Raw genomic sequence first — 14,507 nt, 5'->3', positions numbered from 1 at the left:
GGCGGGAGGCAGCAGTGGCGGAAGTCCGTGGAGTCATCGCACGCGCCAAGGGCGAACCGGTCGAGGTGACGACGATCATCGTGCCCGATCCCGGGCCTGGCGAGGCCGTGGTGAAGGTGCAGACCTGCGGGGTATGCCATACGGACCTGCACTACCGCGAAGGCGGCATCAACGACGAATTCCCGTTCCTGCTTGGCCATGAGGCCGCTGGCGTGGTCGAGTCCGTCGGCGAGGGCGTGACCGACATCGAACCGGGCGACTTCGTGGTCCTCAACTGGCGCGCGGTCTGCGGCAACTGCCGTGCGTGCAAGCGCGGCAGGCCTTGGTACTGCTTCAACACGTTCAACGCCAAGCAGAAGATGACACTGACCGACGGCACCGAGCTGTCGCCTGCGCTGGGCATCGGGGCGTTCGCGGAGAAGACACTCGTGCACTCCGGCCAATGCACCAAAGTGGACCCATCGGCCCGCGCGGCGGCCGTCGGTCTGCTCGGATGTGGTGTGATGGCGGGTATCGGCGCCGCGATCAACACAGGCAACGTCGGCCGTGGCGACTCCGTCGCGGTCATCGGATGCGGTGGCGTTGGCAGTGGTGCCGTTGCCGGAGCACGGATCGCCGGTGCCGCCAAGATCATCGCGATCGACGTGGATCCGCGGAAACTGGACTGGGCAAAAGGTTTCGGCGCGACGCACGCGATCAACGCACGCGAAGTCGACGACGTGGTGACCGCGATCCAGGACCTGACCGACGGGTTCGGCGCGGACGTCGTCGTCGACGCGGTCGGTCGCCCGGAGACCTGGAAGCAGGCGTTCTACGGCCGTGACCTGGCGGGAACCGTCGTTCTTGTCGGTGTGCCAACGCCGGACATGACGCTGGAGATGCCGTTGATCGACTTCTTCAGCCGTGGCGGCTCGCTGAAGTCCAGCTGGTACGGCGACTGCCTGCCGTCCCGCGACTTCCCGCTGCTCGTGGACCTCTACCAGCAGGGTCGGCTCGACCTGGACGCGTTCGTCACCGAGGAGATCCCGCTCGACGGGGTCGAGAGCGCGTTCCACAAGATGCACGGCGGTGACGTGCTGCGAAGCGTGGTGGTTTTCTAGGGCGGCGAAAACTGTCGGGGGTCGGGGCTAGAGTCCCGGCCCGTGGACAGGGCTGAGTTGATCAAGCGGATGGCGGACGGCGTGCGGCCGGAGTTCCTCTTCTTCTGGGGACACACGCGCACGCCGGGGCACGAGGTCGGCCGGTGGGTGTTGAGCCAGTGGTGGCAGGCCGACTTCACCGTCGACGGCGTGACCTACCGTAGCGCCGAGCACTTCATGATGGCCGGGAAGGCCCGATTATTCGGCGACGAGGAGATGCTGGCGAAGATCCTCGACAGCGAGACGCCCGCGGACGCCAAGAAGCTTGGCCGGGCGGTCCGGGACTTCGACCAGGACACGTGGGTCGCCCACAGGTACGACATCGTGGTCGACGGCAGCATCGCGAAGTTCGAAAGCGACCCCGTGCTGACCGAGTTCCTGGTGAGCACCGGGGACAAAGTCCTGGTCGAGGCCGCGCCGAGGGACGTCATCTGGGGCATCGGGCTTGGGCAGGACAATCCGAGGTCGCAGGATCCGAGCCAGTGGCGTGGCCGGAACTTGCTGGGTTTCGCCCTGATGGACGCTCGGGCTGCACTCACCTAATCATCGGCCTACCGTGGAGGTATGGCGCTGGCGCACCCGTCCCGCAAGCCCGAACCGGGCAATGCGGAAGTATCGGTAAATCCCTTGTACGCAAGGGTTCCGATGCACATCCCGAAGAACGAACTACCTGCGGGCGGGCTCGATCCGGCGATCGCGTACCAGATCGTGCACGACGAGCTGATGCTCGACGGAAACGCGCGGCTGAACCTGGCGACGTTCGTGACCACGTGGATGGAGCCGACGGCCGACAAGCTGATGGCCGAATGCTTCGACAAGAACATGATCGACAAGGACGAGTACCCGCGCACGGCCGAGCTCGAAGCTCGCTGTGTGCGGATGCTCGCCGGACTGTGGAACGCGCCAAGCACCCACGAAGCGCCCGGCTGCTCGACCACGGGCTCCAGTGAGGCCTGCATGCTGGCGGGTCTCGCGATGAAGCGGCGCTGGCGACATCGGGGCGGCAAGGGCAAGCCGAACCTGGTGATGGGCATCAATGTTCAGGTCTGCTGGGAGAAGTTCGCGAACTACTGGGACGTCGAGGCCCGGCTGGTGCCGATGGACGGCGACCGGTTCCACCTGTCCGCAGAGGAAGCCGTGAAACTGTGTGACGAGAACACGATCGGTGTCGTCGCGATTCTCGGGTCCACTTTCGACGGTAGTTACGAACCCGTCGAGGAGATCTGCCAAGCCCTTGACGAGCTGCAGGCCAAGACCGGCCTGGACATCCCGGTGCACGTGGACGGCGCGTCCGGCGCCATGATCGCGCCCTTCTGTGACCCGGACCTGCGGTGGGACTTCCGGCTGCCGAGGGTCGCGTCGATCAACACATCGGGCCACAAGTACGGCCTGGTCTACCCGGGCGTCGGCTGGGTGGTCTGGCGGGACACCGCCGCGCTGCCGGACGACTTGGTTTTCCAGGTGAACTATCTCGGCGGCACCATGCCCACGTTCGCGCTGAACTTCTCGCGGCCGGGCTCGCAGGTCGTCACGCAGTACTACAACTTCCTGCGCCTCGGGTTCGACGGCTACCGCCGGGTGCAGCAGTCCTGCCGGGACATCGCCACCTCCCTGGCCGGCCAGATCGCCGAGCTCGGCCCGTTCCGGCTGCTGACCAGGGGTGATCAGCTGCCGGTGTTCGCGTTCACGGTCGCCGACGGCCAGCCGTTCTCGGTGTTCGACGTGTCCAACGGCCTGCGGGCCCGGGGCTGGCAGGTGCCCGCGTACACCTTCCCAGCGAACCGGACCGACCTGGCGGTGTTGCGGATCGTGGTCCGCAACGGGTTCAGCCTTGACCTCGCGGACGCCCTGCTGACTGACCTCAAGCAGATGCTGCCCGCCCTCAGCACACTCGAACACGCGCGGCAAGGGCCGGTGTCCTTCGCGCACGGCACTTGACTGAATCGACCCTTCCTGGGCAAAGATATCCCCCATGACCCTGCGGACCCTGTTGCTCGTCGTTGCGCTGCTGGTGGCAACGGCCATTCCCGCCTCGGCGCACGTCCGGTTGTTGGCGAGCAACCCGGAGCCCGGCCAGGCGCTGGACAAGCCGCCGTCGAGCGTCCAGCTGACGTTCGACGAGCCGCTCAAGGTCGCGCCAACGATCACCGTGACCGACCCGAACGGCACCCCGTGGTCGATGGGCCGGCCGACCCAGGACCTCAAGGTCGTCACGGTCCCGGCCGACGCGCCGTACGGTCCCGCGGGCAAGTACATCATCAACTACCGGGTGACCGGCCAAGATGGACACCTCGTCACCGGCGACATCGTCTTCGACATCACCGTGTCCTTCGGCCAACCCCTTGCCGTGCAACCAGAACAGCCACCAGCAGCGCAGCCTCAGCCGCAACCGCAGCCGGGGCACGAGCACACCGCAGCGTCCAAACAGGACGAAGGTGGAGTCCCGATCGGACTGTGGATCTTCGGCGTCGCTGTGGTGCTTGGCATCGCATTGGCCATTGTGATCCGGCAGCGCCGCAAGAGCGATAAGCCAGCCTTATGACGGTCGTCGATATGGCCACCCGCACATAGGTACTTATGCTCGAATGATCCCTGCACCCTGCACCGCAAGGAGATCTTCGAGTGTCCCTGCGAAAGTTCAGTACTGTCCTGGCATCCGCCGCCATGGCTTTGGTCGCGGTCGCCGTGCCTGCGTCAGCGGAAACCTCTGTCCTGGCCAGGACGGTGTACTACAGCGCATCGGCGTACTCCAGTCAGGCCGACCAGGCCGCGCAGATCTGGAGTTCGCGGGCGCCGAACGTCCGGATGGTCCGTGGTGGCAACGCGACGATCCGGATCTACGGCACCACCGGCGGTGGGTCACGCGCGTACCCGTGTGGGCTCGGCTGCGCGACTATCTACATTGACTCTCGTGACATCGCCGCGGGCCACAACGCGCTGCGGATCGTCACACATGAGATCGGGCACGGGCTTGGCTTGCCGGACAACTACAACGGCGTCTGCTCGTACCTCATGTCCGGTGGCAGCGCCGGAACCTCGTGCACCAACCCGTATCCCAATTCCCAAGAAGCGGCTCGGGTGAACCAGTTGTTCGCTGGCGGTGTCGCCACCACCGTCACCAAGACGGATGTCTACGCAAACCGTTGAGCAAGGTCGTGTTTCAAATGCCCGATCGCGATAGCCGGGACATTCGAAACACGACCTAGGAAGCAACGAGTTCCGAAGAGCTGAGCAGTGCGCGGATCTCGCGTGCTGCCTGACGGCCAGCACGGTTCGCGCCGACCGTGCTGGCCGACGGGCCGTACCCGGCCAAGTGCAGCCGAGGTTCGGCGACGACGCGGGTACCGTCCATCACGATCCCGCCGCCCGGCGCCCGCAAACCCAGTGGCGTCAAGTGATCCAGCGCGGCACGAAACCCGGTCGCCCACAAGATCGCGTCCACTTCCAACTCACTGCCATCAGACCAGCGCACGCCACGCGGCGTGAGCTCGTGGAAAATCGGGCGCCACGGCAGGCTTTCCAACCGCGCCCGCTGCCGCGGCGGCGCCCACAGCCCGGTCACGCTGACCACACTCAACGGCGGCAGCCCGGCACGGACCCGTTCGTCCACTTTGGCCACGGCTTCGCGGCCGATGTTCTCGGAGAACTCGTCGTCCCTGAACACCGGCTCGCGGCGGGTGATCCAGGTGACGTCGGCGACCTCGGACAGCTCGAGCAGCAGCCCGGTCGCCGACGACCCCGCACCCACCACGATCATCTTCTGACCCCGGAACTCCTCGACATCACGGAAGTCCGCGGTGTGCAACTGACGGCCCTCGAACGACGCCATCCCCGGGTAGTACGGCCAGAACGGCCGCGTCCACGTACCCGTGGCATTGATGACCGCACGGGCGGCCCAACGATCGGCCCCTGCCGAAACCACCAGCCGGTCATCATGCCCATACTCGACCGAAGTGACCTCGACGGGCCGGATCACGTGCAAGCCGTAGTGCCGCTCATAGGAGGCGTAGTACTCACTCACAACCTGCGAGGCGGGTAGATCCGCGTCGGCGTCCACGGGTGGGAAGCCGGGCAACGGATAGATGCCGTTCACCTTGCCCAGCCGCAAGGACGGCCAACGGTGCCGCCACGCCCCTCCGGCGCCATCGGCGGAGTCGAGCATGACGTAGTCGTCGATCCCGTAGTGCTGCAGGTAGTAGGCGCTGGACAGGCCTGCCTGCCCGGCTCCGATGACCACCGCGTCGATCTCCCGCATATCCGGGCGAACGCGCCGCGGCGGCCGCTTTCTTCCCGATGCCGCTGCGTTGTACGTCACTGAGGTGATCTCAGCGACTTTCACGCGATCTTGCCGTGTTCGAAATGCGTGAGGACAAGGGCGGCTTTGACGATGTCGCCGATCTTGCTGGGGCTGGCGGTGAGATGCCGCAGGCTGCGCCAGCGTCCGGTGAGCAGGGCGAAACCACGTTCGCCCAGACACCGCAGGCCACGCAGCAGAGCGTTGCGTGTGCGGGTGTCCACGTCGAGGACCTGGCCATCGGCAGGCTGTTTGACCGGGGTGTGCACGCCGATGCCGGCACCGTCGTAGCCGCCATCGGCCAGCGTCGGCAGATCAAGGTGCGAGGCGGCCCAGTACAGCGCACCCAGCACATGCTCGCGCGCCACGGTCAAGTCATGGAGTGAACCGGGCTCGACATCCGAGACCCACCACGGAAAACCGTCCGGCGCGCACAGCGCTTGGATGTTGCCGCCGTGCTCGCGGGCTTTGCCGGAGTACCACAGGTCGATCGGCTCGCCTTTCACGCTCAACGTTTTCTCGCTACAGCGATCGGCGGAGAAGACCTTTCCATCGAGGATCACGTAGGCCGTGCCCTCATCCTTGGCCCGCTGCAGGGCCTCATGCAGGTCCGGCGCCTGCTCGGCGAGCACGATGACGACCTCATCCAAGTAGCGGTAGCCGGTGGCGCGGGAGATGCCGTGATCGCGAGCCAGGGCGGGGACGTCGGTGTTCTGCCGGAACCAGCGCAGGCCCAGCACCGCGTGGCGAAAGCAGGTCAACGCCCTGCTGTTCTTGCGGGTGCCGCGTCGGCGGCGTTCGGCGTGCAGCAGCCGGCTGAGGTAGAGGGCCAGTTCACGCGGGACATCGAGCATGGCACGATACGCAATCACGGGGAGCCTTCTGGTCCGGACTTGATCTTCGCAATCCAGTTCTACCAAGGGCTCCCCGCCCATCTTTCCCCGGGTCTCACCACTCCCCAGCACATCGACCAGCGCTCGTCCGAGCAGCTTCGCGGCTCAACAAACGAACCAGAATCTTGGTGAGATTACCTCACTGGACCGAACGTGGTTTTTGCGGACGAGGGCACCCCAAAAACCACGTTCGGCGCACCACGCCGCCGCGAAATCGGGTTTTTAATTCAGACTAGCGAGGACAGGTCTTCCAGTGGAAATGATAGGTTGTTTTGATGCTTCCGTCTGTCGAGTCCATCGCGAGGAAACTGGTCGTCTTCTTCGGGTCGGACGTACCAGCATTAACTCGCAACTCCGTATTGATATTGAAGTTACGCAGCTCGCCACACGGATGGTAAACAAGTGCCGCGATATCAGTGCTGTCCGTGAACTGCCAGTTATCACTGTAGGAACCGTTGAGCGGATGGTTCACGAACTGGGTTGGGGACATTCCCTGGAAATAGTAGTTCGCTCGTTCGAGGCCGGTCGCGCCTCGTTCGAGGTGGGCGAAACCACGGTAGTCCGCCTGGGCGATCGCGTAGGTGAACCCAGACGGGACGTGGACTTTCAGGCTGATCTGGCAGTTCTTCCGCCAGTCGGTCGGCGCGGCACCGACGCCGACCTGGGCGAGGAACTCGCTGTACGTCACGGTGAACGCCTCGTTGTCTTCCGAGACGGCGACTGCCGCGGTGCCTGGTCTGCACCCGGAGCCATTCACTGTGGCGACATCGATGATAATCCGGTCAGGTGGCGGTGTAGATGGCCACCCGGCGGCCTGAACGGGTTGTCCGACGAGCGATAAAGCGACGCCGGCTGCGGCCAACATATGAAGCATCAGATACCTCCAAATGCGTCACACGCGACTCGCGGCGGTAACCAACCGTATCGCGGTTATTACCCGTCAAAACCCGCTGAACGGAGTAAGGCATCACCTTTCCCCTACTTAAACTGGGAAAGGATGATAGGACGGCCGGAGGTATTAGAAAGTTTCACGATTATCGACAGCTTTTACCGTTGGCCGGGAATCAGCGTCGCCTTCCCATCCGAACCGTGTCCCGCCCTTCCCGCTTGGCGACAAGAAGTGCCGCATCCGCTTCGAGAACGAGATCCGTCAATACCGGTTCCATTCCACGCGCCGGTACATAAAGCGCGACACCGATGGACACGGTCAGCCCGCTCAGCGTGGTCCTGGTGCCCTTGTCCACGTCCGGCACGTTCACCTGCAGCGCCCGCACACCGTCCAGCACGCGCAGCGCCACGGACATGGCACGGTCCCGGTTGGTCATCGGCAGCAGGACCAGGAACTCGTCGCCGCCGTGGCCGCCGTAGCGCCCCACGACATCGTTCTCCCGGCAGACCGCGCGCAGGACCTCGGCCACGGCATGCAGGACCATGTCACCGGCCACGTGGCCGTAGCGGTCGTTGATCTCCTTGAAGCGGTCAAGGTCCATCAACAGCAGCGCCAACGGCTGACGCTGCTCGTGCGCGTGCCGCAGGGTCTGCGGTGCGTACGTGTCCCATCCCCAGCGGTCCAGCAGCCCGGTGAGCCGGTCGACGGCCCAGTACCCGATCGGCTGGCCGCATGAGCCGCAGCGTTCGTGCTCGTGGTCGTGTCCACGGTTGGGCAGTGGAATCAGTGGTGCTCGCTCCCATGCGCTCGAAGCGGTCGTCATTTGCTTCCCCCCAAAGGCACGTAGTCGTGGTCGTAGCCGAACGCGCGCGGCCCGGTCAGCCGCAGCCCTTCCGGCGTTGTCCATCGGCTGTCGCACGGGACGCCGAGGATGGCGACCCGGTTTCCGTAACGCATCCCCTCAGTGGTGATCGGATCCCCTGTTTCGTTGTCTAGCACGCAGATCAGGTCCGGTGTGCTGGTCACGATCTCGCCGTCGCGCTCGGCGATGAGGTGTTCGTTCTGGAACGACAGGGTCATCGGCATGCCGCGGAAGGCACCGATGCCCTCGATCCTGGCCTGGCCACGGGCGAATCCGCCGGTGGTGGTGCGATGGACGTCGACGACCTTGCCCGTGATCAGCAGCTGCCCGTCGAGCAGCGCGGACGCGGTGGCGACCGGCTCGGGTGACAGGCGCACGGCTTTGCCGAGCTTGTGCGCCAACGTCAAAGTCCCGGCGACCAGACCTTCTTTCAACTGTCTCCCTGCCAGCACGGTGTCCGCGGTGAACACCGAACAACCCGCCTCCGTGCACGCGGCACGGGCGAAGCGTTCGGCCCATTCGTTGCTGACGGTGTCGAGCACCATCGTGTTGCCCTTGTCGTCGACGATCACCATGGGCGTGCAGCTCACGCCGATCAACGCAGGCAAAACCATGTGCGCCTCGGGAAACGCGCGACCCATCGCGTCGCCGTCGACGAGTGGCAGGCCGGTCTCCGCGGCGGCCGCGATCGGGATCACCGAGTTCACGCCGCCGATCTCGATCGGCACCAGGTGCGTGGCCTTGCGGCCCATCACCCGTTCAAGCGCCCGCAACGCGGCGATCGCCTCGTTGCCCGACGGCAGTTTCTCAGTGCCCACAGTCGGTGCGCCCATCGAGGAGATCGGCACCACCACAGCGTCCGGCTCGACGTCGTCAATGTCCACGACAGTCACCGGGCCGTACTTCTCGATCGCGACCTCGGCCAGCAGCTTGCCGACGTACGGATCCCCACCGCCGCCAGCGCCGAGGATCGCGGCCCCACGCGCGATGTCGTCCATATCGGACAGTCGGATCTCACGCATCGCCAGCTCCCAACCGGGTCAAGTCGAGCTGCCCGATCGCTTTCACCCGGACGCGTACGGCGTTGCCCGGCACGTACGCCAGCGGGACCTCCTCGACATCGACGACGCGGATGCTGTCGGGCAGCGCGCCTGCCGCTTCCGCGCGTTCGATCGCTTCGACCTTGACGTCTTCGAGAACCCTGTCGCGCTTGCCTTCGCTGACGTACACGACCCGGTCGACCTCGCCACCGACCTCCGCGATCGCCGCGCCGACCGCGTTGGCCACAGCGAAGTTCTCCGGCCTGCGGATGTCGTCGAGTCCAGGAAGGACATCGGGGACGAGCACGCTGCCACCACCGACCACAAGGACCGGGATCGAATCCGCGGACGTCCGCATCCGGTCGACGGCTTCGGCGATCCGGTCACCAACCATCGCGAGGACGGCAGCGACCTGCACTTTGTCCAAATGCGACACCAGCGACGCGTCACCGAGGTCAACCATGCCAGCCGCGACAGCCAGGTCGGTCAGCGTCAAGTCGTTGCCGCCGAACACAAGCCCGCGTTCGGTCAGTTCGTATCCGACACTGTCCGGGCCGAAGTCGGTGCCACGCACCAGGCTTCCGCCGCCGATGCCGAGCGACAACAGATCAGGCATCCGGAAGTTGGTCCGTACCCCGGCCAGCTCAGTGACCGCGCCTGCCTCCCGTGGGAATCCGGCGGCGACGATACCGATATCGGCAGTGGTCCCACCCACGTCGACCACTGCACAGTCACTGAGCCCGGCCAGGAACGCCGCGCCCCGCATGGAGTTCGTCGGGCCTGAGGCGAACGTGGCGACCGGGAACCGGCGCGCGTATTCGACCTCCATCACCGTGCCGTCGTTCTGGCTCAGCAATAGCGGCGCCGTGATCCCGGCGCCATGGAGTGCCGCGGTCAGCGCGTCGGCGATCTGCCCGGCCAACTCGATCAGGGCCGCGTTGAGGACGGTCGCGTTTTCCCGCTCAAGCAAACCAACCCGGCCTATCTCGTGCGAGCACGAGACGTGCAGGTCGGGCACTTCAGCGCGGAGGATTTCCGCGGCCTTGAGCTCCATCTCGTGGTTCACCGGCGCGAACACCGACGAGATCGCCACCGAGCGCAGGCCGCGTTCGGCCACGTCCGCGGCGACCCGCTTGAGCTCGTCAGGGTCCATTGTGGCCAGTTCGGTACCGTCGTACTCGTAGCCGCCGTGCACCAGGTAGTGCTTCTTGCCAATCGCCGCACGCAGCACCGGCGGCCAGCCGGTCAGTGGCGGCAGCGCGCCCGTCGCGGGCAGCGCGAGCCGGACCACCGCGGTGGGCGTGAGGCCGCGCTGCTGCACGATCGCGTTGGTGAAATGAGTCGTGCCGATCATCACCGCGGTCAGGTCGTCGATTCGTTCGATCACACCGGATGCGGCCGCGCCCGCGAGCAGATCCGTGACCGCCCAAGCGACACCGTCGGTGACCTCCGGTGTCGTCGGCGTCTTGACCGAAGCAAGCAAGCGATTGTCTGAAGAGAGGAGTACCGCGTCGGTGTTCGTACCGCCTACGTCGATACCGATTCGCACGTCTCCTCCTTCCCCTTCGGGGTCTCAACCACAGGCACCTCACTGATAGCCCGGACCAAACCGATCTTTCCCGCTATCAGATACAGCACACCGGCGAGGACTAACGAGTTCAGCGATCCGATTCCCAGTGCCTCGCGTTCGCTCCACCATCCGAACCAAGCCGCGACTGCCCAGATCACTACTGTCACAGGTACGAATGTCGGCTCGGTCGCGGGCAACGCACCGCGTTGCCGTGACTCGTCGAGCGCCGGGCGCCAGCGTTTGAGGATGTAGTACTCGGCGACGATGATCCCGGCGATCGGCGGCAACGTGACACCGAGAATCATCAGGAAGTCAACGAACCGGTCGAGAATCCCGACTGCGGAAAGGACAGTCCCGGCGATACCGATGACCAGCGTGGCCCAGACTCGGTTGACTTTGATTCCGGTCAGCGTGTCGATCGCGTTCGTGATTCCGAGCGAGGAGCTGTAAAGGTTCCAGTCATTGATCTTCACGACCGCGGCGACCAAGGTGATCACGCCGACCACGCCGACAGTGGTTGTCAGGATCGTGACAGCGTCTTCACCCTTGACAGCGTAGGCAAGCAGGACCCCGATCAGGCCCATCACATACTGGCCCAACGTGATCGACAGGACGCTCTGCTTCACCACGTCCACCGGTTTGCGGTTGAACCGATTCATGTCCGGCATGATCGTCGCACCGGCCATGTACCCACCGGCGACCAGAGTCGCACCGGCCGCGATCGTCATCGGTTCACCGAGCGGGCCTGAGGAAAACAGTGCCCCAATGTCCACTTTGCCGAACTCGGTGATCACGGAGTACGCGATCACGATCTGGAACGCGGGAACCGCGGCGACCGCGATCCACTTGATGACACGGAATCCGTACATCACGAGGACCGTGATCAGCAGGCCGGTGATCAGCGACCACACCCACACGTCCAGCCCTGGCACCAGACCGTTCATGCCCAGCGCGAACACACCGTTCTGGATGCCAAACCACCCGATCAGGCTAATCGAGATGATCAATCCGAGCAGCGCCGAGCCGTAGCGGCCGAATCCCGTCCAGCGAGCGAGCAGCGAAGTGGAGAGTCCCTCACGGCAGCCGGCGATCCCGACGAACACCGCGACCAGTTCCAGCACAACGGATCCGAGCGTCAGTGCCCAGAACGCGCCCCAGAAGGACAGTCCCGCGCCGAGGATCACGCCGGTTGAGAACGTGATCAGGTCCGAGATCTGGCCGAACTGCTGCAACGCCACCCAACCCCAGCCGACCCTGGCTTTCTCAGGCACCCGGCTGAGGGCGTAGTCGTCTTGTGGCGTCACCTGGTTCCTCCGTCTCTCGGCGGGCCGCCCGCGCGTACGCGCATCACCACGGTCGGCTCGGACAAGTACGCCAGCGGTTTCTCCTCGACCGACACGAGCGCGACCTTCGCGGGGTCAGCGCCTGCCCGCATCGCCGACGCTCGTGCGGCTTCCCGTACGGCGGCTCGGATCTCCTCAAGGCGTGGGCTGTTCAATGGCACGATCCGGCGCGCCTCACCGACCACAGGGGCGGCGGCGGCACCGACGGCGGCAGCGGCTTCGGCGTTCTCCGGCGACTCGACCTTCACTGTCCCAGCCAGCGCGGTGCCGACAATCCTTGGCGACAAAGACTTCACGAACGTCCGCGCGCCCGGTCCAACTAGGACCAACGGTAAGTCGCCTGGCGCGTCCTTGGCCCGGTCGATCGCTTCTTCGACCGAAGCGTGAATCGGCACGAGCGCGGGAACACTCAAACCCGTTGGCACGCCTGCGACCTTGGTATGCCCGACTGTCATTCGTGGACTGCCGTCGGTGAGCGCGCAGACCGCCCGGACGCTACCGTCCACATTGGTCATTCCGATGAGCGCGTCTTTCTCCTGCGCCAGCAATGCCGCGCCGACAACAGACGTCGCATCCGTGCCGCCCAGGAGTGACAACGGGTGGGTGACAGCGTTGTCAAGCGTGGCAATGGTCCCGTCGCTACGGGCAAGGAATACCTCTGCGTGGGACATGCCGCGCTGGTTGACCTCGGTCAGCAGCTTGGCCGCCTCCTCAGCGACCGGCGCGGTCAACGCGGCCTGCAGGATCGTGGCGTTCTCCCGCTCGATGAGCCCGAGGCCACCGTATTCATGGGACAACAGGATGGCCCCACACGCGCCCATCTCCTCACGAAGCACTTCGGCCGCCGCGAGTTCGTGCCGTGGCGTGACTGAGGAGAATACCCCGGTGATCGCGACGGCTCCGACAGTGCCGACGGTTCGGGTGATCTGCCGGGCGAACGCCAGAAGTCCGTCGAAGTCAAGGGGTTCGTAGTCGCTGCCGTCCAGCATCGCGCCGCCGGACAGGCACGTCGACGCCACCACCACGCGCTCACGCAGCTCCTGCGGCCACATGGTCAACGGCGGCACCGACGTTGTCGCAGCACCGAGCCGTACCGCGGCGACCTTTGCCAATCGGCCTGGCCAGCCGCGCCAGTAGCCCTTCTCGGTGGACAAACCGTTCAGCGCGCGCAGATCCGTGACCGCGAACATGACGTGATCGATGTCTTTGGCCGTGATTCCGTGCGGTGCCGCGGCTTCCAGGACCGCGTCGATGACTTCGCCCGGAGTGTCGGCCGCACACTCGACCGTCACGACGATCCGATCATCCGGCGAGAGGATGGCCGCGGACGTCCGGCTGCCAGGAACGGCAACGCCAAGCCGGTATCCAGTCATGAACCCGCCAACGGATGGTAGTCAAGGTCTAGGCCGAATGCCCTAGGGCCGACTAGTTCCAAACCCGCGGGCTGAAGCCAAAGTGGCGGGCACGGCAGCGCGAGCACGACCACGCGTTGCCCGTAGCGCAACGAATCCGTCGCCACGACATCGCCACTGTAGACATCGAACAGGGTGATGATGTCCGGAGTCGTGGCGCGGACCTCGCCGTCCTCCAAAATCGCCAGGTACTCGTGGCCGACCTCCACACGCAAGCACCGCCCGCTGTCGCTGTTGATCCCGTCGAGCAAGGCCGTGGACCGCAGGCTCGCCGCGAAGGTCGACGTCGTGCTGGTCTGGACCGGCGAGACCATGCTGACTTTGCCTTCCATCAGGCAGGTCCCGCCGAACTCGGCCGCCAGCCGCCGCACCGCCGTCACCACGGGTACGCCCGTGCAGTCCGCGAGCACGCGGCCGATCTTCAGCGCGCGGCTGATGGAACCGTTGACCGTGCTCGTCCTGGCTTGTTCGACGGTCATCACGTATTCGGAGCTCACGCCCGTGTCGCCGAAGGCCGTGACCGCGCTGCGCGCCAGGCGTTCCAGCCAGTCGCCGGTGTCGGCTTGAACCAGGACAACGTGATCGTGGTCGTCCGCCAGCACGGACGGGCCCGGTTGGACGCCCGCGACCTGCATCGCGACCTGCTCGACGCCGGGGAAGGCGCGCCCCATGCCGTCCGCGTCGGCCAACGGCAGTCCTGCGTTCGCCGCCAGCGCCACCGACGCGGGGCCGTTGCTGCCACCGATCTCCGTGCACATCATCGCCACGACTTCGGCACCGAAGTGCTGTTCGACCTGACGGCGGATGGCGATGCTCTCGCGGCCGGTACCAATCCGTTCCACCCAAACGGCGGGCGAACCGAGGTAAGCGCACGGCATCACTAGGCCATCCGGCGGAAGATCGTCGAGGCCGATGATCTCCACGGGACCCTGTGTGTCCAATGCGACCTGCGCCATCGGTACGGTTCCCCCCGCGTAACCACCGCCACCGGCCGCGAGTACGTCGCAGCCTCTGGCGAAGTCGACAAGGCAACCCCCGTTAAGTCGCACGAGGGAATGGTAGTAA

General features: G+C 65.5%; 14 protein-coding genes. 5 read left to right on the top strand and 9 right to left on the bottom strand.

Annotated elements, in window-relative coordinates; all coding sequences use genetic code 11:
• Nucleotides 1–14 precede the first annotated feature (14 nt).
• The 5 genes from LWC34_RS30820 to LWC34_RS30800 all read left to right on the top strand — a co-directional run bounded on the left by LWC34_RS30820 (nt 15) and on the right by LWC34_RS30800 (nt 4,286).
• Nucleotides 15–1,100 carry an S-(hydroxymethyl)mycothiol dehydrogenase gene (locus LWC34_RS30820; protein ID WP_233728561.1) on the top strand — a complete coding sequence of 362 codons (1,086 nt, stop codon included), beginning with the start codon at nt 15–17 and terminating at the stop codon, nt 1,098–1,100.
• Nucleotides 1,101–1,142: 42 nt separating this feature from the next.
• Nucleotides 1,143–1,682 carry a riboflavin biosynthesis intermediates N-glycosidase gene (gene ybiA, locus LWC34_RS30815; protein ID WP_233728560.1) on the top strand — a complete coding sequence of 180 codons (540 nt, stop codon included), beginning with the start codon at nt 1,143–1,145 and terminating at the stop codon, nt 1,680–1,682.
• A gap of 21 nt (nt 1,683–1,703) precedes the next feature.
• Nucleotides 1,704–3,077, top strand: a complete 1,374-nt coding sequence (gene gad, locus LWC34_RS30810) for a glutamate decarboxylase (RefSeq protein ID WP_284051675.1) — start codon at nt 1,704–1,706, stop codon at nt 3,075–3,077.
• 34 nt (nt 3,078–3,111) lie between these two features.
• Entirely contained in the window at nt 3,112–3,681 is a 570-nt protein-coding gene (locus LWC34_RS30805) for a copper resistance CopC family protein (protein WP_233728559.1), read from the top strand.
• A gap of 80 nt (nt 3,682–3,761) precedes the next feature.
• Entirely contained in the window at nt 3,762–4,286 is a 525-nt protein-coding gene (locus LWC34_RS30800) for a snapalysin family zinc-dependent metalloprotease (protein WP_233728558.1), read from the top strand.
• A gap of 55 nt (nt 4,287–4,341) precedes the next feature.
• Here the strand turns inward: LWC34_RS30800 and LWC34_RS30795 are convergent, their stop codons facing one another.
• The 9 genes from LWC34_RS30795 to LWC34_RS30755 all read right to left on the bottom strand — a co-directional run bounded on the left by LWC34_RS30795 (nt 4,342) and on the right by LWC34_RS30755 (nt 14,491).
• Nucleotides 4,342–5,394: an NAD(P)-binding domain-containing protein gene (locus LWC34_RS30795; RefSeq protein WP_233728946.1), complete on the bottom strand. Its 1,053-nt coding sequence runs from the start codon at nt 5,392–5,394 to the stop codon at nt 4,342–4,344.
• An 80-nt stretch (nt 5,395–5,474) separates the two neighbouring features.
• Nucleotides 5,475–6,305, bottom strand: a complete 831-nt coding sequence (locus LWC34_RS30790) for a transposase family protein (protein ID WP_233722715.1) — start codon at nt 6,303–6,305, stop codon at nt 5,475–5,477.
• 253 nt (nt 6,306–6,558) lie between these two features.
• Nucleotides 6,559–7,200 (bottom strand): DUF4360 domain-containing protein, encoded by a 642-nt coding sequence (locus LWC34_RS30785; protein WP_233728557.1) that lies wholly within the window; start codon nt 7,198–7,200, stop codon nt 6,559–6,561.
• Nucleotides 7,201–7,390: 190 nt separating this feature from the next.
• Nucleotides 7,391–8,038, bottom strand: coding sequence for a GGDEF domain-containing protein (locus LWC34_RS30780; RefSeq protein ID WP_233728556.1), 648 nt, complete (start codon nt 8,036–8,038; stop codon nt 7,391–7,393).
• The gene (locus tag LWC34_RS30775; protein WP_233728555.1) at nt 8,035–9,099 is read right to left on the bottom strand and encodes an S-methyl thiohydantoin desulfurase family protein; all 1,065 of its coding nucleotides are present in this window, start codon (nt 9,097–9,099) and stop codon (nt 8,035–8,037) included. Before LWC34_RS30775 ends, LWC34_RS30780 begins: the two co-directional genes overlap by 4 nt.
• Nucleotides 9,092–10,666 carry a hydantoinase/oxoprolinase N-terminal domain-containing protein gene (locus LWC34_RS30770; RefSeq protein ID WP_233728554.1) on the bottom strand — a complete coding sequence of 525 codons (1,575 nt, stop codon included), beginning with the start codon at nt 10,664–10,666 and terminating at the stop codon, nt 9,092–9,094. The genes LWC34_RS30775 and LWC34_RS30770 overlap by 8 nt, the downstream gene beginning before the upstream one ends.
• Nucleotides 10,645–11,991: a purine-cytosine permease family protein gene (locus tag LWC34_RS30765; RefSeq protein WP_233728553.1), complete on the bottom strand. Its 1,347-nt coding sequence runs from the start codon at nt 11,989–11,991 to the stop codon at nt 10,645–10,647. The genes LWC34_RS30770 and LWC34_RS30765 overlap by 22 nt, the downstream gene beginning before the upstream one ends.
• Nucleotides 11,988–13,403 carry a hydantoinase/oxoprolinase N-terminal domain-containing protein gene (locus LWC34_RS30760; protein ID WP_233728552.1) on the bottom strand — a complete coding sequence of 472 codons (1,416 nt, stop codon included), beginning with the start codon at nt 13,401–13,403 and terminating at the stop codon, nt 11,988–11,990. Before LWC34_RS30760 ends, LWC34_RS30765 begins: the two co-directional genes overlap by 4 nt.
• The gene (locus LWC34_RS30755) at nt 13,400–14,491 is read right to left on the bottom strand and encodes an S-methyl thiohydantoin desulfurase family protein (RefSeq protein WP_233728551.1); all 1,092 of its coding nucleotides are present in this window, start codon (nt 14,489–14,491) and stop codon (nt 13,400–13,402) included. Before LWC34_RS30755 ends, LWC34_RS30760 begins: the two co-directional genes overlap by 4 nt.
• Nucleotides 14,492–14,507: the final 16 nt, after the last annotated feature.

This window comes from Kibdelosporangium philippinense, assembly GCF_021390435.2.
Classification (GTDB): Bacteria; Actinomycetota; Actinomycetes; order Mycobacteriales; family Pseudonocardiaceae; genus Kibdelosporangium; species Kibdelosporangium philippinense.
Note: the sequence above shows the minus strand (reverse complement) of the source record. Positions and strands in the feature narration are given on the sequence as shown.